The following is a 23,625-nucleotide window of genomic DNA, read 5'->3' on the forward strand; positions in this document are numbered from 1 at the left end:
CCTCCGTAGAGACACGGGTCTCGAGCGACGTCATGACAGAAGCCAACGCCTTGCCGCTAACCGGGCATTCACCAAATGCGCTCGCCGCCGTGGAGCAGGAGATCGCGCGCGCCTGCAAGGACGCGCAGCGCGATCACGCTGCGGTGACGCTGATCGCGGTGTCGAAGACGTTTGCTGCGGATGCAATTACACCGGTCATCGCGGCCGGGCAGCGCGTATTCGGCGAGAATCGCGTGCAGGAAGCCAAAGCGAAGTGGCCGGCGTTAATTTCCAGTTACTCGGATCTAGCACTGCATCTGATCGGACCGTTGCAGTCGAACAAGGCGAAAGAGGCTGTCGCGCTGTTCGACGCCATTCACTCGGTGGACCGTCCGAGCATTTGCCAAGCGTTAGCCAAGGAAATCGAATCCCAGAACAGGCACCCGCAGCTCTTCGTCCAGATCAACATCGGCGAGGAGCCGCAGAAGGCCGGCGTCGCGCCCGGCGAGGCCGACGCCTTCATCGCAAGCTGCCGCGACACCTATGGGCTCAACATATCCGGCCTGATGTGCATCCCGCCGGCGAACGAGCCGCCGGCTGCGCATTTCGCGCTCACTGCCAAGATCGCCGCGCGCAACGGATTGAAAAATCTCTCGATGGGCATGAGCGCCGATTTCGCCACCGCCATCATGTTAGGTGCCACGCATATCCGCGTCGGCTCGGCGATCTTCGGGCATCGCTGATCACGAGCAAAGTCGTTTTTGGTCGTCCTGGCGAAAGCCAGGACCCATTAACCCAAGCGTTGGTTTGGCGAAGATCATAGCAACCACCATCGTGCCCATTGCATAGATCACGCGGTATGGGTCCTGGCTTTCGCCAGGACGACATAGAGGCGTCTACACGAATCTCACCGACACCTTCCCAAGCACGCCAAAATCCGCCGCCAGATGATCGCCGGCCTCGATCGGCAGCGGCGGATGGCAGGTGCCTGTCGTCACCACCTCCCCTGCCCGCAACGTGATGCCGAGCGCGCGCAGCTCGTTGACGAGCCAGGCCAGCGCGACATGGGGATCGCCGAGCACGTTCTTGCCATGGCCGACATAGCGCTGGCCGCGCAGCGTGATCTCCGGCCGCTCCTCAACGAGATCCATCGCACGCCAGTTTGCCGTCGCCGGCGGCCCCAGCACGAACAGATGCGCGCAGGCATTGTCGGCGATGAGCTGTGCCTCGCCGGCGCTGACGAAATCGGCAAAGCGCGAATCCGGAATCTCGATCGCGGGATGCAGCGTGTCGACCGCTGCAAGTACCTCCTCGACGCCATAGCTTGAGGATCGCGGCGGCAGATCGCGCGCCATGCGAAAGGCAAATTCCGGCTCGCCCACCCGCATCGCGTTGCCCCTCATCGAGGCCGTGCCGCCATCGGCGATGACGGTGTCGCTCAGGATGCGTCCGGCCATCGGGCCCGCTACGTTGATGTGCTTCTGCCCGGCCTCGCTGGTCGCCGCGATCTTCCAGCCGAACAGCTTGCCGCTTGAAGCGGATTCGAGCGCGGCCTGGATGGCGTAGCCCTCGCTGCGCGTGTGTGGACGCAACGAGCTCTCGAGCGCATCAAGCTTGGTGCCGGCGCGCCAGTGACCCGCGAGCACGCGCGATGCAGCCCTGATATGCTTCTCGTCGAGCATGGTCCCTCACCCGATGATGATCCTGGTCCTTGGCCCCAGGCGCCGCAACAATTGCACCATCGCGGCTTGCCTCATGGAAACACAACCCGCGGTCGGCCCGAAATTGTCGCGCGCCAGATGCAAAAACACCGCGCTGCCGCGGCCCGGTATGCGCGGCCGCGTGTTGTGGTCGATCTCGACGATGAAGTCGTAGAGCTGGTCGGCGCGCGTCAGCCGGTCGCCGCCCTGCTCCGACCCTCGCCGGATCGGCCGGTTGTAATGGCGGTCGCTTGGGTCTTCGCACCAGGCGTCCTCAGGCTGAATGGCGCGGACCGGCAGAAAGGTCTGCGGCCGGCTGTGGCGGTCGCCCCGCCACCAGAGCTGCCGCGGCCGAAAGCTGCCCTTCGGCGTGCCGCCATCACCCTCGCGCTTGTTGGCGCGAATGCCGCCGCGGCCGAGCGCCACGGGAATCGTCAGGGGTCCGGCGGTCAGCCAGCCCCGCCGCGGATTACCGGCCGACGCCCTCACCCGGATCGTGGAAAGCGGTCGGTTCTTGGCGTAAGCAGTTGAGATAGCTCGTGTTTTCATGTGAAGGCGCGGTGTCGGCTTCATTACAGGACATTCATCGAAAAGCCCTGCTATTCTGAGTTAGAGTAGTTCTGGCTTGTGAATCGGTAACAGCCCACTACTTCAAGACGAACAACAATAATAACGGCGACCTCTAACTTACCAATCGCAGCTCTCACGCGGCATGCGCGTCGGAGTTCGACTCCAAAAGGATGACCCCATGGCCAATGCCCGCAAGATCCTGATCGTGGATGACGATTCCGATCTGCGCGATACGTTGGTGGAGCAATTATCGCTGCACGAGGAGTTCGAAGCCTCCGCCGTCGATACCGGCGCGAAGGGTGCGAGCGCCGCAAAGGCCAATTCCCCCGATCTCGTGCTGATGGATGTCGGCCTGCCCGACACCGATGGCCGCGAGGTGGTGCGCAGCCTGCGCAAGGGCGGCTTCAAGGCCCCGATCATCATGCTGACCGGGCACGATACGGATTCCGATACGATTTTGGGCCTGGAATCCGGCGCCAACGACTATGTCGCAAAGCCTTTCCGCTTCGCCGTGCTGCTGGCGCGTATCCGCGCCCAGCTTCGTCAGCATGAAGCCAGCGAGGACGCGGTGTTCTCGGTCGGGCCCTACAGCTTCCGCCCGGGTTCAAAAATGCTGACCGCGGCCAACGCCCGCAAGGTGCGGCTGACCGAGAAGGAAACCGCCATCCTGCGCTTCCTCTACCGCGCCGGCCAGATGCCGGTCTCGCGCGAGACGCTGCTTCAGGAGGTCTGGGGCTATAATTCCGGCGTCACCACCCACACGCTGGAAACCCACATCTACCGTCTCCGCCAGAAGATCGAGAAGGACGCCGCCAACCCGGAAATCCTGGTCACGGAAGCCGGTGGCTACAAGCTGGTGCCGTGATACGCTCCGAAGGCCCTGCGAATCGTTTTAGATCGCGGGCCCTTGAGCCACGGACCTGAATGTCAATCGACGACGACGTAGCGCTGCTCGAGCGTGTCCCGACACTGCGCCTGTTGGGAGACGCCTCGCTGCGCATGTTGGCGATCGGCTCCGAGCAGCGCGATTTCGTGCGCGGCGATGTGCTGTTCAACCTGGGCGAGGATGCGGACGCCGGCTTCGTGGTTCAGCGCGGCGCTTTTCGCGTCGAGGATGGCGCCGGCGCCGAGATGATCGCCGGCCCGGGTACCCTGATCGGCGAGCTTGCGCTGGTGGTGCCGATGAAGCGTCCCTCGAGTGCGATTGCGCTGGAGCATTCCTCCGTCATCCGCGTCGCCCGCAGCCTGTTTCAGCGCGTGCTGGAGAGCGATCCGGCTGCCGCCCTCCGCCTGCGCGACGAGTTCGCGATCCGGTCGAGCCAGATCGCGAGCGACATTCTGATGGCGGGCTCGAAGCTGAATTCGTAGTTGCTCCTCATGATGAGGAGGCGCGTAGCGCCGTCTCGAACCATGAAGGCCCGGATCTCGCCCCGCCGCCATCCTTCGAGACGACCGCTTCGCGGTCTCCTCAGGATGAGGACACAGCTTCGCGGTCACACATCCAGCGTCACCGTCACCGGCACGTGGTCGGACGGCCGCTCCCAGCTCCGCGCATCGCGAAGAATCCTGAAATCGCTGACCGCATCCTTGAGCGCGCGCGAGACCCAGATGTGGTCGAGCCTGCGGCCGCGGTCGCCGACGGTCCAGTCGGCGGCGCGGTAGCTCCACCACGTATAGACCTTCTCCGACATCGGAATGCGCTCGCGCGCGACGTCGACCCATTCGCCGGCGTTCAGTGCCGCCAGCAGCTTCTCGGTTTCGATCGGCGTGTGCGAAACCACCTTCAACAGCTGCTTGTGCGACCACACGTCGTTCTCATGCGGCGCAACGTTGAGATCGCCGACCAGGATGTGGCGATCCTCCCCGCGCGGATGCAGCGGCTCACACGCCTTCAGCTCGTCGAGGAAGCGAAGCTTGTGGTCGAACTTCTCGTTCAGCGCGGGATCGGGAATGTCGCCGCCGGCGGGAACGTAGAAATTGTGCAGCACCAGCGGCTTTGCGATCTGCGCCTTCTCGCCGAACGACACCGAGATGTGGCGCGAATCGATCTTGTCGCAGAAGGTGCGGATGTCGGTCGCCTCGAAGGGAAGTTTCGAGACGATGGCGACGCCGTGATAACCCTTCTGCCCGTTCAGTGCGACGTGCTCATAGCCGAGCCGCTTGAATCGCTTCAGCGGAAAGGCATCATCGATGCACTTGGTCTCCTGGAGGCACAGCACGTCCGGCCGCGCGCTCTTGAGGAATTTGGCGACGAGATCGATGCGCAGCCGCACCGAATTGATGTTCCAGGTTGTCAGGGAGAGACGCATGAGGGATGCGTCATAGCAAGCTCTCGTAGGGTGGGCAAAGGCGCAAAGCGCCGTGCCCACCGTCTTCTCTCAACTTCTTCTCTCAACTTCGTGCAAAAATGGTGGGCACGCTTCGCTTTGCCCACCCTACGACACCGCGGCTCAACCCGGCGACGGGACGTTGTAATTGGTGAAGTCGATCTTGAACATGTTCGGATCGAGCTTCTTGGTGCTGTCGAGATTATAGACCGCGAATGTGGTGTCGTAGCCCTGCGGGTCGGTCACCGTCCATTGCTTCAACTGGCCGTCCTTGGCGCCGATCATCAACAGCAGGCGGCTGGTGCCGATCAGCGCCTGCTTCTCCTCGATGGTGACGCTGATGAACAGATCGTCCGCGGTGACGCTGATGACGTTGGTGTCCTTCATCAGGTCGATGCGGTCCGAGAGCAAGAAGCGCAGCGGCGTCTGCGACAGCGGATAGACGTCCTGGGTCGCGAGCTTGCGGTCGCGCACCACGAGCGAGGATCCGTCGGCGATGATGTCGATCGGATTGGGCGGATCGTATTCGACGCGCATCTTGCCGGGCTTCTGGATGTAGAAGTCGCCTTGCGTCTTGCTGCCGTCGGGCCCGACCTGCACGAAATTGCCGACCAGCGTCTGCAACGACGACAGATAGGTGCTGACCCTGGCGGCCTGCGCCTTCTGCTTGTCGTCAAAGGTCTGGAAGATGCTGCTCGGCACGTTGCGGCGCGGATCCGGAATGATCGGATTGGGCGGTGTCTGGGTGGCGCCGGTCGTGGCGGGTCCGCCGCTCATCTGCCCGCCGTCGCGGCCCTTCGGCGCGGGTTTCGGAACGGGCACGGTCTGCGCGAACGACGTCGCGCTGGCGGCAGCCATCGACGCCGTGATGACGAGCATGCGCGCCAGGCGCGCGCTGCGCGCGGCGAAGGAGGCAGCAAATCGAATATCTGGATTTCCGGTCAACGCGTCATCCTGTGTGGCTGGACGCCCTTTTACCGTGGTTTCGGGCAAAAGCGGATATCGTTTTTGCGTGAAAAACTCATTGTGAGGGCCGGTTCGGCGCTTTGCGCCTTTGTGCCTCACATATGGCTGTCCTCTTCCTCGACCAGAATCTCGCGTTTGCCGGCATGATTGGCCGGTCCGACAATGCCTTCCAGTTCCATGCGCTCCATCAGCGAGGCGGCGCGGTTGTAGCCGATCTGGAGCCGGCGCTGGATGTAGCTGGTGGAGGCCTTGCGGTCGCGTTTGACGATCGCAACGGCCTGCGCGAACAGGTCGCCACCGCCGTCCGCCCCCATGCCGGTGGCGTCGAAAACCGCGCCGTCTTCGTCCTCGGCAGGTTCTTCCGCGGTGACCGCTTCGAGATATTCCGGCTGTCCCTGGGTCTTGAGGTGACGCACTACCTTCTCGACCTCCTCGTCGGAGGCGAACGGGCCGTGCACGCGGCTGATGCGGCCGCCGCCGGCCATGTAGAGCATGTCGCCCTGGCCGAGCAGCTGCTCGGCGCCCATCTCGCCCAGGATCGTGCGGCTGTCGATCTTGGAGGTGACCTGGAAGGCGATGCGGGTCGGGAAGTTCGCCTTGATGGTACCGGTGATGACGTCGACCGACGGACGCTGCGTCGCGAGGATCACGTGCAGGCCGGCGGCGCGCGCCATCTGCGCGAGGCGCTGCACCGCACCTTCGATGTCCTTGCCGGCGACCATCATCAGGTCGGCCATTTCGTCGACGATGATCACGATGTAGGGCAGCGGCTCGAGCGAGAGCTTCTCTTCCTCGTAGATCGCCTTGCCGGTCTCCTTGTCGAAACCGGTGTGCACCGTGCGCGTCGGCTCCTCGCCCTTGGCCTTCACTTCGAGCAGGCGCGCATTGTAGCCGTCGATGTTGCGCACGCCGAGCTTGGCCATGTTCTTGTAGCGCTCTTCCATCTCGCGCACGGCCCATTTCAGCGCGACCACCGCCTTCTTCGGATCGGTCACGACGGGGGTGAGCAGATGCGGGATGCCGTCATAGACGGAGAGTTCGAGCATCTTCGGATCGACCATGATCAGCCGGCACTGGTCCGGGCGCAGCCGGTAGACCAGGCTGAGGATCATGGTGTTGATCGCGACCGACTTGCCCGAGCCGGTGGTGCCGGCGATCAGCATGTGCGGCGTGCGCGCCAGGTCGATGATGACGGGATCGCCGCCGATGGTCTTGCCGAGGCAGAGCGGCAGTTTTGCAACCGTCTCGGTCGCCTCCTTCGCCACCAGCAGCTCGCGCAGGTAAACTTTCTCGCGATGGGCGTTCGGCAATTCGATGCCGATGGCGTTGCGGCCGGGCACGACGGCGACGCGCGCCGACAGCGCGCTCATCGAGCGCGCGATGTCGTCGGCAAGGCCGATCACGCGCGACGACTTGATGCCGGGTGCCGGCTCCAGCTCGTACAGCGTGACGACCGGACCCGGATTGGCTTTGACGATCTCGCCGCGCACACCGAAATCCCCGAGCACGCCTTCAAGCGAACGCGAATTGGTTTCCAGCTCGGCCTTGCTGAGCGGCTGGCGATCGCCAGCCTTCGGCGCGGCCAGCATGGAGACGGATGGAAGGTCGAACTTGTCTGAGGATTTCTTCGACGACGCTTTCGGTGCAGCCTTCTTGCGCGGGGCGCGCGCGGCCGGCGCCTCTTCCTCCTCCTCGTCGCCCTCTTCCTCGTCTTCCTCCTCGTAATCCTCGTCCTCGGCGTGCGGCGAGATCGAAGGCGCTGCGCGGCCGCCGAGACTGGGTTCCTGGCGATCGAACGATGCGGTACGCGGTTTCGATCCGCTCGAGACCAGCGAGCGATAGGCGGCACCACACAGCCAGACGATCCGCGCCTTCGTGCTCATCAGCGCATGGAACAGCCAGCCAAGCGACACCGAGCCGCGATCCTCGCCCCCTTCCTCGAACGGGGTGTCGTCATCCTCGATCGGCGTCAGCTCGTCGTCACGCTCGCGTGCGCCGAGGCCGCAGGCGATCAGGAACGTCGCGGCCATCGCGACGAACAGGATTGTTCCGAGCACCATGCGATAGATGGCGCCTGCGGGTCCGAAGATCACGGCCGGTGCGCGCACCAGCGCGTCGCCGACCACACCGCCGAGCCCTGTCGGCAGCGGCCATGCGCCGCCATGCGGCCAGCAGCTCGCAAAACCCGCCGCGATCACCGTGCAGAGGATCCAGCAGCCGAGCCGCAGCGCCTCGCGATCGAACGGGCGGTGGGTCATCATGCGCCAGCCCCACACCGCGATGGTCAGGATCAGCATGATCGCGCCGAGACCGAGAATCTGCATCGCGAGATCGGCGCCGATCGCGCCGGCATAGCCGAGGATATTGCGGATCGGCCGCGAGGTGGCGTGGCTGAGGCTGGGGTCCTGTACCGACCAGGTCATCAGCGCGGTTGCGGCGACGCCGGACAACGCGACCAGGCCGAGACCGGTCAGCTCGCGCACACGGCGCGTCAGCGCGTCACGGATCGACGGCGGCAGGTGTGCGACCAGGGGGATGACACGTTCGATTGCCGACATGCTCATCCGCCTAACCCAACGTCGCGACCAGCCGGTGCAGCGCCTCGGCGGTGACCTCGCCGTTCTGCACCAGCGCCAGGCGAATGAAGCCTGCGCCCGGATTGAAACCGTCCGGCTGGAGGCGCGCCAGGTAGCTGCCCGGCACGACGCGCACGCCGGCTTCCTTCCAGAGTTTCAAGGTCACGGCCTCGTCGCTGCCGAGTGGCGAGGTGTCGAGCCAGACGCAGAAGCCGCCGTCGGGCCGGCGATAGCCGTAGCGGTTGCCGAGGATCTGGTCGGCGAGATCAAACTTGATGCGGTAGAGCCTGCGGTTCTCCTCGACATGCGCCTCGTCGCCATAGGCAATGGTGGCGACATGCTGGAGCGGCACCGGCACCTGTGGCGCCGCCACGCTGCGCAGCTCGAGAAACAGGCTGATGAATTTCCGGTCGCCGGCGGCAAAGCCGACGCGAAGGCCCGGCAGGTTCGAGCGCTTGGAGAGCGACTGGAAGGCGACGACGCGGGTGAAGTCGGGGCCGGCGTATTCGAGCGCGCTGCCCGGCGCTTCCCGCGTATAGATCTCCGAATAGCACTCGTCGCTGAGGATGACGAAGCCATAGCGGTCGGCGAGCTGCTTCAATCGCTTGAAATAGTCGGGAGAGGCGACCGAGCCCTGCGGATTGGCGGGCGAAGCCAGATAGAACGCCACCGTGCGCGCCAGCGTCGCCTCGTCGATCGCATCGAGGTCGGGCAGGAAACCATTCTCGACCGTCGTCGGCAGGTAGACCAGCTCGCAAGCCGCTGCGCGGGCACCGGCGCCATAGACCGGGTAGAACGGGTTCGGCATCAGGATCGCAGGCTTGCCGGGGCGCGGGCCGACATAGCGCGCGGCGGTGATCGCCGCGAGGAACAGCCCCTCGCGGCTGCCATTGAGAACGAGGACCTCGCTTGCGGGATCGATCGGCCGGGGCAGGTTGAAGCGATGGCCGAGCCAGGCGGCCGCAGCTTTACGGAACGGCTCGATGCCATTGTTCAGCGGATAGCGGCCGAAATCGGCGATGTGCTTTGCCAGCACCGGGCCGACGAAGTCGGGTACCGGATGCTGCGGCTCGCCAACCGCAAGCGTAATCAAGGACTTGCCCGGCTGGTACGGGGCCAGGAGCTCGTTCAGCCGGACGAAGGGCGAGCGTTCGGAATCAGAGCTTCCACTGCCCTGCGGCGCACGGGATGAAGCGGTCATAGCCATACGTTGGGGCGCCAGCACTCTTGGAACTGCCGGTTGCAGGTCGCACCGGCCGGAAGCGGTTCAGTTCACCATAGATAGGGCGAGGTTAAGACGCGATTAACCATCGGTCGGTCCCCCCGTCCAGAGCCGAATAATTGCCGCCGTGAACAAGGGGATGCGCGGCCATCCCCGGTTCCGTTTCCCGGCATTTTAGGCAAGCTCGTCGCACCCCATTAACCCCCTCCTCCAAGAAGGCTTTCGGCTCGGCGATTCGCTGATCCCGCCGGTGTTATGGCTCTCAGCAACAAGCGGGGGCGGCGGGTGACCATTCAGATTGCAACACATGGCGATGTGCTTCGCCACACGGCGAGGCGCGCGGCGATCGCGGCCAGCCTCACCATCGTGATGACCGCATCGACGCTGCTGCTGCATCTCGGCACCGACTTCAGTGCGACCGTGAGCGTCGGCTACATCATCGGCTTCAGCCTCTGCATCGCCACCGGGATCTCGGCCTCGCTGTCCGGCGCGCTCAGCTATCGCTCGGCGCTTCTGATGCAGGAACTGACGCTGACCCGCAGCGAGCTCGCGCGCATCTCCCAGACCGACCAGCTCACCGGCCTCTTCAATCGGCGCGGCTTCGATGATGCGGCGGCGCTCGCGCTGACCTCGGCGCGCAAGCGCAGCGTGCCGGTGACGGTGTTCCTGTGTGACATCGACCATTTCAAGTCGATCAACGACCGCTTCGGCCATGACGCCGGCGACAAGGTGCTGGTCGAGGTCGCCGACGTGCTGCGGCAGCTGGCGCGGACCGAGGGCGTGCTGGTCGCGCGCTATGGCGGCGAGGAATTTGCCGGCCTCATGGTCGGCGTCACCCGCGACCAGGCCGAGCGGCATGCCGAGGCGCTGCGCACGACCTGCGCGAGCCGCGAAATCCCGATCGGTGAAAATCTCGAGCGCGTCACCATCAGCCTCGGCTTCACGGTGTCCTGTGCGGACGCCGAGCTCGCCGAGCTGATCCGGATCGCCGACCGCGCGCTCTATGCTGCCAAGCGCCGCGGCCGTGATCGCGTGGTCGAGGCCGACGAGCGCGCGCTCGTGGCGGCGTGATCACGCGTCCATCGAGGCGATGTTCTACCGCGCCGGCAGCTTCTCGAATGTCGGAATGCCGGCGGGGATCTGGTGGAATTCCTGCTTGTCGCAGGTGTAGATCGCCAGCTGCGGATGGAACTGCGCCGGCTCGTCCAGCGTGCCGACCTTCACGATCGCGGCTGGCAGGCCCGGCACTTTCGTCACCAGATGCGTGCCGCATTCGGCGCAGAACTCCCGCGTCACCGCGTGCTCGAGGTCCTTGCGGGTGAACTGCTTGGGCTGGCCGGTGATGTAGGTGAAGCCGGCCGCCGGCATGGCGATGAACGTGTTGGGTGCGCCGCCCGAGATGTACTGGCATTCGCGGCAATGGCATTGCGCCTGCATCATCGGATCGCCCTCGGCGACGTAACGCACCTCGCCGCAATAGCATCCACCTTCGAGCCGCATGACGACCTCCCTTTTGTTGTTCGTTGAGGCCGCTATTTCGGCGCCGGCCGGCTTACTTGGCAAGTTTTTCTTTTGTGACACCGCCAAAAGAAAGGGGCTCCAGCTTGCGCTGGAGCCCCTCAACGGTCGGGGCATTGCCGGGTATGTGCCCAAACCGTAGTTCTGGATGCGATCCCCGAAGAGATCGCATCCGGGAGGAGAGCGTTACATGTTGTAAGCGCGTTCGGTGTGCTCGGTGATGTCGAGGCCTTCACGCTCGGTCTCGACATTGGCGCGCAGGCCGACGATCACGTCGACGACCTTGTAGAGGATCGCCGAGCCGATGCCCGACCACACCAGCGTGGTGCCGACGCCCCAGACCTGGGAGGTCATCTGCGCCACGAGGTCGTAATCGGCGACCTTCGGCGGGATCGCCGTGTAGTCGATGATGCCCGCACCACCCAGCGCCGGGTTGACGAGGATGCCGGTGCCGAGCGCGCCGACGATGCCGCCGACGCAGTGCACGCCGAACACGTCGAGCGAGTCATCGTAGCCGAGGGCGTTCTTCACCACGGTGCAGAAGAACAGGCAGACGATGCCGACGACGAGGCCGAGAACGATCGCACCCATCGGGCCGGAGTAGCCGGCCGCAGGCGTGACCGCCACGAGGCCCGCGACGGCGCCCGAGAGCGCGCCGAGCACGGAGGGATGCCCCTTCACGATCCACTCCGCGAACATCCACGCGAGCGCAGCGGCCGCGGTGGCGACGAAGGAGTTGGTCATGGCGAGCGCAGCGCCGCCGTTGGCTTCGAGGTTGGAGCCGGCGTTGAAGCCGAACCAGCCGACCCAGAGCAGCGAGGCGCCGATCATGGTCATGGTCAGCGAGTGCGGGGCCATCAGCTCCTTGCCGTAGCCGGTGCGCTTGCCGATCAGGAGCGCACCAACGAGACCGGCAATGCCGGCGTTGATGTGCACCACGGTGCCGCCCGCGAAGTCGATGGCGCCCTTCTTGAAGATCCAGCCGGCGTCGGCGTTGATCTCGTCGAGCTTGGCCTGGGCCGCCGTCTTCGCCGCAGCATCACCCGCAGCAGCCAGCGCCTTGGCAGCGTCCTGGATCAAGTCCGGACCCGGCCAGTACCAGACCATGTGCGCAATCGGGAAGTAGATCAGCGTGACCCAGAGCGGGATGAACAGCGCGACCGCCGAGAACTTCATGCGCTCGGCAAAGGCGCCGACGATGAGGGCGGGCGTGATCGCCGCGAAGGTCATCTGGAAGCAGACATAGACGAGCTCCGAGATGTTGGCATCGACGCTGAAGGTCGCCGCCTTCGAGTCCGTCGTGATGCCCATCATGAAGGCCTTGGAGAAGCCGCCGATGAAGTCGGAACCGCCGGTGAAGGCGAGGCTGTAGCCGTAGAGGGCCCAAAGCACGGTGACGACGCAGACCGTGTAGAAGACCTGGGCGAGAACCGAGAGCATGTTCTTGGAGCGGACGAGGCCGCCATAGAACAGCGCAAGACCCGGGATCGTCATCAACAGCACGAGCACTGTCGATGTCAGCATCCAGGCGTTATCCCCCTTGTTGACCGTTGGCTCGGCGTAGGCTGCGGTCGCAGCGAACATGCCGACTGCGAGGGCGGCCAGTCCCGCGCCATAGGGACGCTTAAACGTCATTTCATTTTCTCCTGATTCGATAAGGTTGAGCGCGAAATCAAAGTGCCGCGGCGTCGGCCTCGCCAGTGCGGATGCGGACCGCATGGTCGAGGCTGATGACGAAGATCTTGCCGTCGCCGATCTGTCCGGTTTTCGCAGCCGACGTGATGGCGTCGATGGTCTTGTCGACCTGGTCGGAGGCGACGGCGACCTCGATCTTGATCTTGGGCAGGAAGCTCACGGCGTATTCGGCGCCGCGATAGATTTCCGTATGGCCTTTCTGCCGGCCGTATCCCTTGACTTCCGTCACCGTAAGACCGTGAACGCCGATGGCGGTCAGGGCGTCACGGACTTCTTCCAGCTTGAATGGCTTGATAATCGCCATAACAATTTTCATGGGTCCTATCCCCGCTTGGGCCCGGTCCGGACGTGGCCGGGCGTTCTCGACTGGTTCACCACGACGAGAGCGTCACACCGCGGGCACAGCCGGGCCCCTTAGAATCAAATGCCGTGCCAGATCGAAGGCGTTGCCTAACGGATTATGAATGCGAGGCTTTTCCCGCTTTGCGGGTGTCGCGCTGCACTGCGCTAATACGCCGCGCCCAAAACGTAGTCACGCCTGCTCAAAATGAATGCACATCAATCTGCCGGCACAATGTTGCTCACGTGTCAGGCAGCGAAAAGGTATTTCGATACGGATGACCGCTTACTGGAGCACCTCGCCGTGCTGTGACATGTCGAGACCTTCAGCACTGGGCCAGCCGGACGGTATCCGGCTGAACGGCCCTATCGGTCGATCAGGCGGCGTCGCGTTCCGCAAAAACCCGGTCGATCAGTCCCCATTCGACCGCTTGCTGCGCGGTCATGAAGTGGTCGCGGTCCAGGGTTCGTTCCACCTCCATCTCGGGGCGCCCGCAATGTTGCGCATAGAGCCGGATGATACGCCGCTTGGTTTCCTGCATTTCGTTGGCATGGATCAGGATGTCAGACGCCTGGCCCTGAAAGCCGCCCAGTGGCTGATGCACGTGGAGGCTTGCATTGGGCAGGGCGGCGCGGTGACCGGGCTCGCCGGCCATCAGCAGGAACGACCCCATGGAACGCGCGGTGCCCATGCATAGCGTGTGGACCGGCGCCTTGATGAACTGCATGGTGTCGTACATCGCAAGCCCGCTGGTGACCACGCCGCCATAGGAGTTGATGTAGAGATTGATCGGCTTGTTCGGGTTCTCCGCTTCCAGGAACAGCAGCTGCGCGCAGACGAGCCCCGACATTGCATCATTGACTTCGCCGTTGAGGAAGATGATGCGCTCGCGCAAGAGGCGGGAGTAGATATCGAAGGATCGCTCGCCGCGCGCGGACTGTTCGACGACCATAGGCACGAGTTGCAGCATGTCGCGCATCTGCGACCTCCGTTTCTGCAGGTGATGAAGTGTTTTGCTGTTAGGCGGCGCGCATCAGGCAGCAGTTGGTGTTGGCCGCCTGCGGCCGCTTTCCTCCGATGTCACAGGCTTCCTGGATGATGCGAAACCGGGTGCCGCCGGCTTCGTTCGGTTCGATCCGGAAGATGACGCGGCTTTCGCGAAACGGTGGCTCGGAATCGCGAAGCCGGTAACGCACCTCTTCGCCCGCGACCGATGATTCGGGCTCGGCGCCGGCGAGATCGCAATCCGGCAGCCAGCGTTCGCGCAGCGCCGGAATGGTTACAGCACGCCAAACTTTTTCGGGCGGCGCGTCGAAGTCATATTCAAGCACCAGGTCTGTGTCGGCGTGATCAGGCTTCGCTGCGTCGCTCATTGATCCAGATCCTTACTGATCCAAGTCCTTGCTGATCCATGTCTTTACTGATCCATGTCCTTCAACAGGTCGCCGAGCGCTTCCATGCGCTTCGGCCAGTAGGCGCGATAGCGCGCAAGCCATGTCCCGATGGTGGCGATGCCGTCCGGGTCGACCTCGTAGTTCACAAATCGGCCCTGCCGCTGTTCGCGCACGAGACCTGCTGCACGCAGAACCGCGAGGTGCTGCGACATCGCCGGTTGGCTGATCTCCAATCCGTCGCGCAAAGCGCTGGCATTCAGGCTTCCGCCAGCGAGCTTTTCAAAAACCTTTCGGCGCGTCGGGTCGGCCAGCGCCTTGAAGATGTCGGCTTCGATCATGACAACACATAAGCATACACTTATGTGTTGCGCAAGCCCGAAGCGACCTGAAGCTGTCCGGTGCTTCGAGCGAGCCGCAAGGCGCGGACTGTCCTACTGCAAAGCCTCGCCGTGCTGGGAAATGTCGAGGCCTTCCAATCCGTGCTCACGCGAGACGCGCAAAGGCACGACGCGTCTCGAAGGATGGCTGCGAGCGAGAGCTTGGCCTTCATGGTTCGCCCGGCGATGCGGAGCATCGTCAGGAGACGCGCGTTCCGCGCTCCTCATCATGAGGGTCTAGCGACGCAGCAGAATTCAGAGTGCGTCGCTGTCGGTCTCGCCGGTGCGGATGCGCAGCGCGTGGTCGATCGGCGTGACGAAGATCTTGCCGTCGCCGATCTGCCCGGTGCGCGCCGTCGAGGTGATGACGTTGACGGCCTTCTCGGCGATGTCGGAGGGGACCGCGATTTCGATCCTGAGCTTGGGCAGGAAGTTCACGACATATTCGGCGCCGCGATAGATCTCGGTGTGACCCTTCTGGCGGCCGTAGCCCTTCACTTCGGTGACGGTCATGCCGTGCACGCCGATCGCCGTCAGCGCCTGGCGGACCTCATCCAGCTTGAAGGGTTTGATGATCGCGACGACGAGTTTCATGGTCAGGCCTGTTTCCCCGGAGCTTCGCCATACAAGACGCAGATGGCGCTGCGTCAATTTGGCATCTTTCTGGGCAAATGGCATAAAAATGTTGCAGGTTGAAGAGGGAAAAAGGCGTGCGCGCGATGGTTGTCGCCTCTGTACAGAGCAGCCGGTCGTCCTCCACAATGCATTTTTGGCATGGAAGCGGTGAACCGAACCGTTCCAGCCGGTACAAAAGTATGTTTGAGGCAGGGGGCGCATAATGGCGAGTTGGTTCTACGCAGCCGAGGGCAAGCAGCAGGGGCCCTATCCGGACGGTCAGTTCCGCGATCTCATTGCCCAGGGCGTGGTCCGCCCAGACACGCTGGTGTGGACCGAGGGCATGGCGGGCTGGCAAAAGGCTGCCGAAATTCCGGGATTGATGGCTGGCGGCGGCGCGCCGCCGATCGTTCCGGCGGGCGGTCCGCCGGCGATGGCCTCCAGCGGGGGCTATAGCGGCGGTGGCGGTTACAGCGGCGGTGGCGCCGCGCTCTCGGTCGATTTCGGCATCCTGGAGTTCACCTGGCGCAGCATCGTCATGCTGATCGGCATGATCCTGGTCATCCCGGCGCCGTGGGTGTTCGTCTGGTACACGCAATGGATCGTGTCCTGCGTGAAGGTTCCGGGACGGCCGAATCTCAGCTTCACCGGCAATGCGATGACGCTGGTGCCCTGGTATTTCGGCTTCGTCGTTCTGTTGATCGCCGTCAACTTCATTGGCATCCAGTTGCTCAACACCCTGACCTCCATTCTCGAGATCGTGCTGGCTTGGCTGCTGATCAAATGGATGGTCGCGAACCTCGCCTCCAACGGGCAGCCGATCGGCCTCAGCTTCACGGGCCCGGTCTGGACCTATATCGGCTGGAACCTGCTGTTCGCGATCTCCATCATCACCATCATCGGCTGGGCATGGGTCGCCGTGGCACAGATCCGCTGGATGTGCCGCAACATCGAGGGCACGCGGCGCGACATCGTCTTCAAGGGCACCGGACTCGAGATGCTCTGGCGCGGGATCGTGACCGCCATCCTCTGCTTCTTCATCATCCCGATTCCCTGGGTGTATCGCTGGATGATGGGCTGGATGGCGTCGCAGACCGAGCTCGCGCCGAAGGGATCGGTCTAGCTCTCAGGCCTTCCGCTCGCGCACGGAGCCTTCCTGCGCGACGGAGGCCACCAGCGTGCCATCGGGCTTGAAGATCAGGCCGCGGGTCAAGCCGCGGCCTGATTGCGCACTCGGCGAATCCTGCGAGTAGAGCAGCCATTCGTCGGCGCGGAACGGCCGGTGAAACCACATCGCGTGATCGAGGCTCGCCGGCATCATGCGCTTGTCGAACAGCGTGCGGCCGTAGCGCGCCATCACCGCATCGAGCAGCGAGAAGTCCGAGGCATAAGCGAGCGCGCACATGTGCAGCGCCGGATCATCCGGCAATGTCGCCGCGGTCCTGATCCAGACGTGAATGCGGCCGTCCTCGATCTTCTGGCCGAAATAACGGCTGAGCTCGACCGGGCGCAGCTCGATCGGACGATCGGATTCGTAATAGCGGCGGATGAATTCCGGCATCTCGCGGAAGATCGGCTGCTTCGACACTTCCTCCGCCGTCAGCTTCTCCGGCGGTGGCACATCCGGCATCTTGTCCTGGTGGTCGAAAGCGCCCTCCTCCTCGGCATGGAACGAGACCATGATCGAGAAGATCGCATTGCCATGCTGGATCGCGGTGACGCGTCGTGTCGAATAACTCTTGCCGTCGCGCAGGCGTTCGACCTGGTAGATGATCGGCACCTGCGGGTCGCCCGGCAGGATGAAATAGCAATGCAGCGAATGCGGCAGCCGGCCCTCCACGGTGCGGCAGGCCGCGACCATCGCCTGCCCGATCACCTGTCCGCCGAACACCCGCTGCCAGCTCGTCTTCGGGCTGTTGCCGCGGAACAAATTCACCTCGAGCGGCTCGATATCGAGGATGGAGATGAGGTCGATCAGGCTTTTGGACATGGTGACGCTTTCGGATTGTCGTCATTCCGGGGCGCGCGTTAGCGCGAACCCGGAATCGCGAGCCAATAATCTCTGGATTCCGGGTTCGATGCTCCGGGTCGCGCTCGCGCGATCCCGTCGCATCGCCCCGGAATGACAAAGCGGGAACGGCCCTTGTTTCACCGCACTGTTTCGCCCAGCTCAAGTCTGCTAGCAAGACCAAGAGTTAGCCGGGAATTAGGGTATGTCAGTACAGGGTAGCATTGTCATCGGCGGCGGCGCATTTGCGGGCCTCGCCCTCGCGCTCGCATTGCGCCAGGGCCTCGGTCCAGAGATTCCCGTGATCGTCGCCGATCCGGCGCTGGCCATACGGCCGAGCCGCGACCCGCGCGCTACCGCCATCGTCGCGGCCTGCCGCCGCCTGTTCGAGGCGATCGGCACCTGGGACGACGTCAAGGGCGGCGCGCAGCCGATCCTCGACATGGTCGTGACCGATTCCAAGCTGGAGGACGCCACGCGTCCGGTGTTTTTGACCTTCGCCGGCGATGTCGAGCCCGGCGAGCCCTTTGCTCACATGATCGAGAACCGCCAGCTCATCGACGTGCTGGTCAAGCGCGCTGAGGCCGAAGGCGTCGATCTTCGCGCCACCACTGTTGCGTCCTACGATGCGCGCCCCGATGGCATCGATGTCACGCTCGGCGATGGCAGCGTGGTCGCGGCGAGCCTGTTGATCGCGGCCGATGGCGCGAAGTCAAAGCTGCGCGAGCGCGCCGGCATCGCCACCCATGGCTGGGAATACGATCAATCCGGCATCGTCGTCACGGTCGGCCATGAGCGCGATCATGAGGGTCGCGCCGAGGAGCATTTCTTGCCCGCCGGCCCGTTCGCGATCCTGCCGCTGACAGGAAAACGCTCTTCGCTGGTGTGGACCGAGGGCCGCACGGAGGCCGCGCGCATCACGGCGTTGAGTGAGGACGAATTCCACAGCGAGCTCGAGCAGCGCTTTGGCCTGCATCTCGGCGAGATCAAGGCGCTGGACAAGCCGCGCGCCTTCCCGCTGTCCTATTTCGTCGCGCGCTCCTTCATCGCCGAGCGCCTCGCGCTGGTCGGCGATGCCGCGCATGTCATCCATCCCATCGCCGGCCAAGGCCTCAACATGGGCCTGAAGGACGTCGCAGCCCTCGCCGAAGTGGTCGTCGATGCCGCGCGGCTCGGCATGGATATCGGCCAGAGCGACGTGCTCGAGCGCTATCAGCGCTGGCGGCGCTTCGACACCATGGCGATGGGGGTAGCGACCAATTCGCTGAACTTCCTGTTCTCCAACAGGTCGACGCTTCTCCGCACCGTGCGCGACATTGGCCTGGGCATCGTCGACCGCGCCCCGCCGCTGAAGAATCTCTTCATCCGCCAGGCCGCCGGCCTCACCGGCGAAGTGCCGAAATTGTTGAAGGGCGAGGCGTTGTAGGGTTCGCTGGCGCCAACTCCTCCCTCGTCATCCCGGACAAGCGCCGTGCAACGGCGCGCAGATCCGGGATCCATAGCCACAGGGAGAAGTTTGGCGAAGACTCGTGGTTACCAACTCGCCCCACAACCCCTCCCCGGGGTTATGGGTCCCGGCCTTCGCCGGGACGACAGCGAGATTGTTGCGCAGCCATCGCGCAAATCAAATCGTTCGGCCTCAATCAATCTTCCGCGCCTCTTCCGGCAGCATGATCGGGATGCCGTCGCGGATGGGATAGGCGAGCTTGGCGGAGCGCGAGATCAGCTCCTGCTTGGCGGCGTCGAATTCGAGCGGCCCCTTGGTCAGCGGGCACACCAGGATCTCCAAGAGCTTGGGATCGACGGTGGCTTCGGGGCGTTCGTTTGGCGTGGTCATGAATGGTCTCCGGCGGTGGTCCAGCCCTTAGCACAGAAAGCTGCGGCGTGTCGCCGCACACGGGTCTTGGATGCTCCGCGAACCCTGGCGCGACAGCACTTTTCGCGCGTCGTCATAACTTAGAATAGCTTTAGAGTAAGTCCTTTTGCGAGGGCACCGCCTAGCCGCCAGCGCCGATTTTTGGTTTGCAGGACATTAGCCAGCGCGGCCTGCGCTTGCCGTCGATCTTGACCATTTAGCCGAGGACACGCCGATCCATGTTTGCTTCGCTCACGACAAGGACTTTCGCCTTCGCCGCGCTCTGCGTCGCCGCGATGCTGCCGCTCTCTGCGGCGAACGCGCAGCAGGCCACCGAACTCCAGATCACCTATGACGGCGCGTTCCAGCCGAGCGAGCTGCGCGCCCCGGCCGGCAAGCCGATCACCGTCAAGGTCAAGAACAACACCGCCAAGGCGATGGAGTTCGAGAGCAAGACGCTGAAGGTCGAGAAGGTCATTCCGTCGAAGGGCGAAGCCGTCGTCAACGTCCGTGCCCAGAAGGCCGGCCGCTACGAGTTCTTCGACGAGTTCAACGAGAAGGCGCGCGGCAACCTCGTCGTCGAATAGGGCTTGGCTCGTGCTCGCCGCGCTCATCATCGTCTTCCGCGAGGTTTTCGAGGCCGGTCTGATCATCGGCATCGTGCTCGCGGTGACGCGCTCGGTTAAGCATCGCAATCGCTGGATCGCCGGCGGCGTGCTGGCGGGCGTTCTGGGCGCATGCGTGGTCGCGGCGTTCGCGGGTGCCCTGTCGCAGCTCTTCGAGGGCATGGGGCAGGAACTGTTCAACGCGGCGATTCTCGGCGTCGCTGTCATCATGCTGACCTGGCACAACGTCTGGATGGCGCGGCACGGCAAGGAGATGGCGGGCGAACTGCGTGCCGTTGGTCAGGCGGTCGCCGAAGGCTCCAAATCGCTGCTGGCGCTCGCTGTGGTCGTCGGGGTCGCGGTGCTGCGTGAAGGCAGCGAGGTGGCGCTGTTTCTCTATGGCGTTGCCGCATCCGATGGCGGCACGGCGATGAGCCTGTTTTCGGGCGGCCTGCTCGGTCTCGTGCTCGGCGGCGCGGTGTGCCTCCTCACTTATTTCGGCCTCTTGCGGATTCCGCCGCGCGCGCTGTTTACGACCACGACGGTGCTCATCACCCTGCTCGCGGCCGGCATGGCCGCGCAGGCGGTCTCGTTCCTCGAGCGTGCCAACTGGCTCACCGCGCTCGACACCGTGGTGTGGGACACGAGCTGGCTGCTCTCCGAGGACAGCATTTTGGGCCGCACCCTGCACACGCTGATCGGCTACACCGACCAGCCGACCGGGATGCAGCTCGTGATCTACGCCGCCGTCGTCCTGGTCACGATCGCCCTGATGCGCCTGATCGGATCCGAGCCGCCCCGGCGCGCCGTCGCCGCAGGCTGAGCGGCCGTTACGCTACAACCATCCGCGGAGCTCATCGTGCGACAATTCGCAGGAGCTCGTCGAGCGCGGCCTGCTGCTTGTCCGCCGGCAGCATCTGGTCCGAAAGCGCAAAGCCGAAGAACGCCCAGAACAGGATCTGCGCCCGGGGGCGGGCGACCTCCTCAGTGAGCCCGGCCTGCTTCAAAAGGCTCTCGATATAGTCGAGCCTGCGGCGATCGACCGCGACGACCGCGGCGCGCGCCCGCGCATCGTTGGCGGCCCAGCTCCGTACCGCCTTCTCCAGCACGAGCTTGCTGCCGAAGGTCAATTTCAGCAGCACCGCGAGCGGGTCCGCGCTCCTGCCCTCGTCCTCGTTCTCGCTCTTTGCCGCCTCGACGGCGGCGATGATCTGCTCGGTGGCGACTTCGCGCCAGCGGGAGAGGATGGCGGCATGGAATGCGGCGAGATCGGCAAAGTGCCAGTAGAAGCTGCCGCGGGAAACCCCCATCGCCTTCGCCAGCGGATCGGCTTTCAACGCCGTGAAACCACTTTTTGCCAGCGTCTTCAGGCCCAGATCGACCCAATCCTGCGCCGAGAGCTGATCGGCCATCGGTTCCCACCTCCCATGTTGCCGCACCATACACAACTGTATTGACAGGCGCCAGCGGTGCTCTCTATAACCATACAGTACTGTATGGTCAGCGATGGAGGTGCCAATGCGCGACCTACTTCTGCAAGCAGCGGGCGTCATCGCGATCCTGGTCACAATTGGCCATGCCGTGCTCGGCGAGACCCAGGTCTTTGCCCGTGCCACGATCGAGCCGCCGCGGCTGCGAACGCTCATCTGCCTGGTCTGGCAGGCCGGCACGGTGGCGTGGCTTGCCGGCGGCGTGCTCCTGATTGCCGCGCCCCGGATGGAATCGGACGCCGCGCGGCATTGGATCATCGCTACACTCGCAGTGGTGTTCGGCTTTGCCGCTATCGCCAATGCGTGGGCGACGCGGACCGTGCACCCCGGCTGGATCGGGATGAGCGCCGTGGTGGCGCTGGCGGTCGCCGGTTACTAGCGGGGTCGCGATGGAGCAGCGCGACCATTCCGACGCCGGCTTTGATCTCTGGCATCTCGCCGCCATCAATGCCTGGGCCAATTTCAATCTGTGCGCAGGCTTTGAAGTGGTTGCGGCCGCAAACGGTGAAGCTGAAATCCGCATGAAGTGGAACGACAGCTTCACGCAATATTCCGGACATCTCCACGCCGGCATGATCGCGGCGCTCCTCGACACGGCCTGCGGGTTCGCCGCGGCGACCGAGGTCGGTTCGGTGACCGCATCGCACTTCTCCATGAACTGCCTGAGGCCGGCGGTGGGCAGCGCTCTCGTTGCCAAGGGCAGAATGCTGCGCGCCGGGAGCAGGCAGATCTTTGCCCGGGCGGAACTCTTTACCGAGGACAGGCTTGGAAATATTTCCCTGGTCGCAACCGGCGAAACCATTCTCGTTCCCTTCCGTGACCAAGACGGTGACCGAGATGAGGAGTGACACATGCCATTGACGCTCGTTACCGGCGGCACGGGGCATTTGGGCCAGGACATCGTCGATCGCCTCGTCTCCTGCGGGCATCGCGTCCGCGTTCTTGCAAGAACGCCGGGCTCCCGATCAGACGTCGAATGGGCGGTCGGCGATCTCGTAACAGGCGCCGGCTTGAGGGAGGCGCTGCAAGGTGTCGACACCGTCATCAATGCAGCGACCCACTCGCCGATCGCGCGCCGCGGCGGCTTCAGGCCGGTGGATTTCTTCCGCTCTCCCTCCGCCGTCGACGTCGAGGGCACCGAGCGGCTTCTGTCGGTGTCGCGCGACCAATCGATCCGGCACTTTCTCCACGTCTCGATCGTCGGCCTCGACGAGGCGACGTTGCCCTATGCCCGCGTCAAGCTCGCCGGCGAAAAGCTCGTCCGCAGTTCCACGCTGTCATGGTCCGTCGTTCGCGCAATGCCGTTCTATTACCTGCTCGACAAGCTGCTCGCCCGCCAGGCCTGGCTTCCGGCCTGGCCCATGCCGACGACGGTGTTCAATCCGGTCGATACGTCTGATGTCGCCGACTACGTCGTGACCTGTGCCTTCGATGGTGCGCGTGGAGCGCGAGCGGAGATCGGCGGTCCCGAAGGCCTCAGCCTTGCCGAGTTCGCGCGCCAGTATCAGCACGCGCGTGGTCTCCACCGGAAGATCCTGCCGATATCATTGTCGCAAGCGCGAGCCCGCGGCATGGGATTTGTCGTCAGCCAGGGCGTGCGCGGCAAATTGTCCTGGGCGGATTGGCTGCGCCGGCAATATCCGGACGTCCGCCGCGCGGCTTGATGCTAGGTCTCTACTGCAGCGGCGGATCGCCGCTCGTGCGCTTCTTGGCGAGATCCATCTCGGTGACGGCGATCAGGATTTCGGCGCGGGTCTTGAGGTCGGGCGCTTCCAGCATCGCCTGCTTTTCCGCCGGACCATAGGGCGACATCATCGCCAGCGCATTGACCAGCGCCTCGTTGGGCGCGCTCTCGACGCCTTCCCAATCGACCTTGAGGTTGTTGGCCTTCAGGAAGTCGGCCAGCGCCACCAGGAGCGCCTCGCGGTCGACCGCGTCCTCGCCCTTGCGGGCGGTGAAATCATCGGTGAAGGCGAAGAAGTTCACCTTGCACTGTCGGTAGGATGTCAGCACCTCGAGCTCCTGGACCACCTTGAAGCGCGCAATCCCGGTGAGCTCGAGGATGTAGCGGCCGTCGCCGGACTCGGCGAGCTGGGTGATGCGGCCGACGCAGCCGACATTGAATAGCGCCGGCTTGTCGGAATTCTTCGGCGAATGCGCGACATCCGGCTGGATCATTCCGATCAGCCGATGGCCGTCGCGAAGCGAGTCGTCGACCATCGACAGATAACGCGGCTCGAAGATGTTGAGCGGCATCTGCCCGCGCGGCAGGAGCAGCGCGCCGGGCAGCGGAAACACCGGGATGATCTCGGGAAGGTCGCCGGGCCCGCGATATTCGATGTTGATCGGCATACCCCGTCCCCGCTGACTTGATGGTGCTTAGTCCCT

The 23,625-nt window shown here is 64.2% G+C and carries 28 protein-coding genes; 11 read left to right on the forward strand and 17 right to left on the reverse strand.

The window, feature by feature from the left end; translation table 11 throughout:
- Positions 1 to 32 precede the first annotated feature (32 nt).
- On the forward strand, positions 33 to 722 hold the full coding sequence (locus tag NLM33_RS30040) for a YggS family pyridoxal phosphate-dependent enzyme (protein WP_254105954.1): 690 nt from the start codon (positions 33 to 35) through the stop codon (positions 720 to 722).
- A 153-nt stretch (positions 723 to 875) separates the two neighbouring features.
- On the opposite strand, the gene NLM33_RS30045 is transcribed toward NLM33_RS30040, so the two are convergent.
- Entirely contained in the window at positions 876 to 1,661 is a 786-nt protein-coding gene (locus NLM33_RS30045) for a 2-keto-4-pentenoate hydratase (protein ID WP_254101573.1), read from the reverse strand.
- Between the two features lie 6 nt (positions 1,662 to 1,667).
- Entirely contained in the window at positions 1,668 to 2,228 is a 561-nt protein-coding gene (locus NLM33_RS30050) for a L,D-transpeptidase (RefSeq protein WP_254101575.1), read from the reverse strand.
- A 199-nt stretch (positions 2,229 to 2,427) separates the two neighbouring features.
- Here NLM33_RS30050 and NLM33_RS30055 point away from each other — a divergent pair, with 199 nt between their 5' ends.
- Positions 2,428 to 3,114 carry a response regulator transcription factor gene (locus NLM33_RS30055; RefSeq protein WP_027525091.1) on the forward strand — a complete coding sequence of 229 codons (687 nt, stop codon included), beginning with the start codon at positions 2,428 to 2,430 and terminating at the stop codon, positions 3,112 to 3,114.
- Positions 3,115 to 3,173: 59 nt separating this feature from the next.
- Positions 3,174 to 3,617 carry a Crp/Fnr family transcriptional regulator gene (locus NLM33_RS30060; protein ID WP_254101577.1) on the forward strand — a complete coding sequence of 148 codons (444 nt, stop codon included), beginning with the start codon at positions 3,174 to 3,176 and terminating at the stop codon, positions 3,615 to 3,617.
- A gap of 125 nt (positions 3,618 to 3,742) precedes the next feature.
- Here NLM33_RS30060 and xth read toward each other — a convergent pair whose 3' ends face one another.
- From xth to NLM33_RS30080, 4 genes are all read right to left on the reverse strand, one after another.
- Positions 3,743 to 4,558 (reverse strand): exodeoxyribonuclease III, encoded by an 816-nt coding sequence (gene xth / locus NLM33_RS30065; RefSeq protein ID WP_254101578.1) that lies wholly within the window; start codon positions 4,556 to 4,558, stop codon positions 3,743 to 3,745.
- A 141-nt stretch (positions 4,559 to 4,699) separates the two neighbouring features.
- Positions 4,700 to 5,455 carry an outer membrane lipoprotein carrier protein LolA gene (locus tag NLM33_RS30070; RefSeq protein WP_371930143.1) on the reverse strand — a complete coding sequence of 252 codons (756 nt, stop codon included), beginning with the start codon at positions 5,453 to 5,455 and terminating at the stop codon, positions 4,700 to 4,702.
- Between the two features lie 182 nt (positions 5,456 to 5,637).
- The gene (locus NLM33_RS30075; RefSeq protein WP_254101579.1) at positions 5,638 to 8,106 is read right to left on the reverse strand and encodes a DNA translocase FtsK; all 2,469 of its coding nucleotides are present in this window, start codon (positions 8,104 to 8,106) and stop codon (positions 5,638 to 5,640) included.
- 4 nt (positions 8,107 to 8,110) lie between these two features.
- Positions 8,111 to 9,325, reverse strand: coding sequence for an aminotransferase class I/II-fold pyridoxal phosphate-dependent enzyme (locus tag NLM33_RS30080; protein WP_254101580.1), 1,215 nt, complete (start codon positions 9,323 to 9,325; stop codon positions 8,111 to 8,113).
- A 300-nt stretch (positions 9,326 to 9,625) separates the two neighbouring features.
- On the opposite strand from NLM33_RS30080, the gene NLM33_RS30085 reads away from it, so the two are divergent.
- Positions 9,626 to 10,411 (forward strand): GGDEF domain-containing protein, encoded by a 786-nt coding sequence (locus tag NLM33_RS30085; RefSeq protein ID WP_254101581.1) that lies wholly within the window; start codon positions 9,626 to 9,628, stop codon positions 10,409 to 10,411.
- Positions 10,412 to 10,435: 24 nt separating this feature from the next.
- Here the strand turns inward: NLM33_RS30085 and NLM33_RS30090 are convergent, their stop codons facing one another.
- The 7 genes from NLM33_RS30090 to NLM33_RS30120 all read right to left on the reverse strand — a co-directional run bounded on the left by NLM33_RS30090 (position 10,436) and on the right by NLM33_RS30120 (position 15,258).
- Positions 10,436 to 10,840, reverse strand: a complete 405-nt coding sequence (locus tag NLM33_RS30090; RefSeq protein ID WP_254101583.1) for a GFA family protein — start codon at positions 10,838 to 10,840, stop codon at positions 10,436 to 10,438.
- Positions 10,841 to 11,044: 204 nt separating this feature from the next.
- Positions 11,045 to 12,493 carry an ammonium transporter gene (locus NLM33_RS30095; RefSeq protein WP_254101585.1) on the reverse strand — a complete coding sequence of 483 codons (1,449 nt, stop codon included), beginning with the start codon at positions 12,491 to 12,493 and terminating at the stop codon, positions 11,045 to 11,047.
- Positions 12,494 to 12,530: 37 nt separating this feature from the next.
- The gene (locus tag NLM33_RS30100) at positions 12,531 to 12,869 is read right to left on the reverse strand and encodes a P-II family nitrogen regulator (protein ID WP_027525082.1); all 339 of its coding nucleotides are present in this window, start codon (positions 12,867 to 12,869) and stop codon (positions 12,531 to 12,533) included.
- 400 nt (positions 12,870 to 13,269) lie between these two features.
- On the reverse strand, positions 13,270 to 13,872 hold the full coding sequence (locus NLM33_RS30105) for an ATP-dependent Clp protease proteolytic subunit (RefSeq protein ID WP_254101587.1): 603 nt from the start codon (positions 13,870 to 13,872) through the stop codon (positions 13,270 to 13,272).
- 40 nt (positions 13,873 to 13,912) lie between these two features.
- A complete protein-coding gene (locus tag NLM33_RS30110) occupies positions 13,913 to 14,266 on the reverse strand; it encodes an SRPBCC domain-containing protein (RefSeq protein WP_254101589.1) in 354 nt (117 codons plus the stop codon).
- Positions 14,267 to 14,310: 44 nt separating this feature from the next.
- Positions 14,311 to 14,625: a helix-turn-helix transcriptional regulator gene (locus NLM33_RS30115; RefSeq protein WP_254101591.1), complete on the reverse strand. Its 315-nt coding sequence runs from the start codon at positions 14,623 to 14,625 to the stop codon at positions 14,311 to 14,313.
- Positions 14,626 to 14,919: 294 nt separating this feature from the next.
- Entirely contained in the window at positions 14,920 to 15,258 is a 339-nt protein-coding gene (locus tag NLM33_RS30120) for a P-II family nitrogen regulator (protein ID WP_254101593.1), read from the reverse strand.
- A gap of 244 nt (positions 15,259 to 15,502) precedes the next feature.
- On the opposite strand from NLM33_RS30120, the gene NLM33_RS30125 reads away from it, so the two are divergent.
- Positions 15,503 to 16,402, forward strand: a complete 900-nt coding sequence (locus NLM33_RS30125; protein WP_254101594.1) for a DUF4339 domain-containing protein — start codon at positions 15,503 to 15,505, stop codon at positions 16,400 to 16,402.
- 3 nt (positions 16,403 to 16,405) lie between these two features.
- On the opposite strand, the gene tesB is transcribed toward NLM33_RS30125, so the two are convergent.
- Positions 16,406 to 17,269, reverse strand: a complete 864-nt coding sequence (gene tesB / locus NLM33_RS30130) for an acyl-CoA thioesterase II (RefSeq protein WP_254101596.1) — start codon at positions 17,267 to 17,269, stop codon at positions 16,406 to 16,408.
- Between the two features lie 223 nt (positions 17,270 to 17,492).
- On the opposite strand from tesB, the gene NLM33_RS30135 reads away from it, so the two are divergent.
- Positions 17,493 to 18,713: a ubiquinone biosynthesis hydroxylase gene (locus NLM33_RS30135; RefSeq protein WP_254101598.1), complete on the forward strand. Its 1,221-nt coding sequence runs from the start codon at positions 17,493 to 17,495 to the stop codon at positions 18,711 to 18,713.
- A gap of 213 nt (positions 18,714 to 18,926) precedes the next feature.
- On the opposite strand, the gene NLM33_RS30140 is transcribed toward NLM33_RS30135, so the two are convergent.
- Positions 18,927 to 19,124: a Trm112 family protein gene (locus NLM33_RS30140; RefSeq protein WP_254101600.1), complete on the reverse strand. Its 198-nt coding sequence runs from the start codon at positions 19,122 to 19,124 to the stop codon at positions 18,927 to 18,929.
- A 257-nt stretch (positions 19,125 to 19,381) separates the two neighbouring features.
- On the opposite strand from NLM33_RS30140, the gene NLM33_RS30145 reads away from it, so the two are divergent.
- A complete protein-coding gene (locus tag NLM33_RS30145; protein ID WP_256570566.1) occupies positions 19,382 to 19,729 on the forward strand; it encodes a cupredoxin domain-containing protein in 348 nt (115 codons plus the stop codon).
- Between the two features lie 10 nt (positions 19,730 to 19,739).
- Positions 19,740 to 20,570 carry an FTR1 family protein gene (locus tag NLM33_RS30150; RefSeq protein ID WP_254101602.1) on the forward strand — a complete coding sequence of 277 codons (831 nt, stop codon included), beginning with the start codon at positions 19,740 to 19,742 and terminating at the stop codon, positions 20,568 to 20,570.
- A gap of 31 nt (positions 20,571 to 20,601) precedes the next feature.
- Here NLM33_RS30150 and NLM33_RS30155 read toward each other — a convergent pair whose 3' ends face one another.
- Complete coding sequence (locus NLM33_RS30155; protein ID WP_254101603.1) at positions 20,602 to 21,159, reverse strand: TetR/AcrR family transcriptional regulator; 558 nt, start codon at positions 21,157 to 21,159, stop codon at positions 20,602 to 20,604.
- A gap of 106 nt (positions 21,160 to 21,265) precedes the next feature.
- On the opposite strand from NLM33_RS30155, the gene NLM33_RS30160 reads away from it, so the two are divergent.
- From NLM33_RS30160 to NLM33_RS30170, 3 genes are read left to right on the forward strand one after another with little or no spacing between them, the layout of a single operon-like run.
- Positions 21,266 to 21,616 carry a hypothetical protein gene (locus NLM33_RS30160; protein ID WP_254101604.1) on the forward strand — a complete coding sequence of 117 codons (351 nt, stop codon included), beginning with the start codon at positions 21,266 to 21,268 and terminating at the stop codon, positions 21,614 to 21,616.
- A gap of 10 nt (positions 21,617 to 21,626) precedes the next feature.
- Positions 21,627 to 22,085: a PaaI family thioesterase gene (locus NLM33_RS30165; protein WP_254101606.1), complete on the forward strand. Its 459-nt coding sequence runs from the start codon at positions 21,627 to 21,629 to the stop codon at positions 22,083 to 22,085.
- A 3-nt stretch (positions 22,086 to 22,088) separates the two neighbouring features.
- The gene (locus NLM33_RS30170; RefSeq protein ID WP_254101608.1) at positions 22,089 to 22,901 is read left to right on the forward strand and encodes an SDR family oxidoreductase; all 813 of its coding nucleotides are present in this window, start codon (positions 22,089 to 22,091) and stop codon (positions 22,899 to 22,901) included.
- Between the two features lie 10 nt (positions 22,902 to 22,911).
- Here NLM33_RS30170 and NLM33_RS30175 read toward each other — a convergent pair whose 3' ends face one another.
- Complete coding sequence (locus tag NLM33_RS30175) at positions 22,912 to 23,589, reverse strand: LON peptidase substrate-binding domain-containing protein (RefSeq protein ID WP_254101610.1); 678 nt, start codon at positions 23,587 to 23,589, stop codon at positions 22,912 to 22,914.
- Between the last annotated feature and the right edge of the window lie 36 nt (positions 23,590 to 23,625).

Origin of the sequence: Bradyrhizobium sp. CCGUVB1N3, from assembly GCF_024199925.1 — a bacterium.
GTDB lineage: Bacteria > Pseudomonadota > Alphaproteobacteria > Rhizobiales > Xanthobacteraceae > Bradyrhizobium.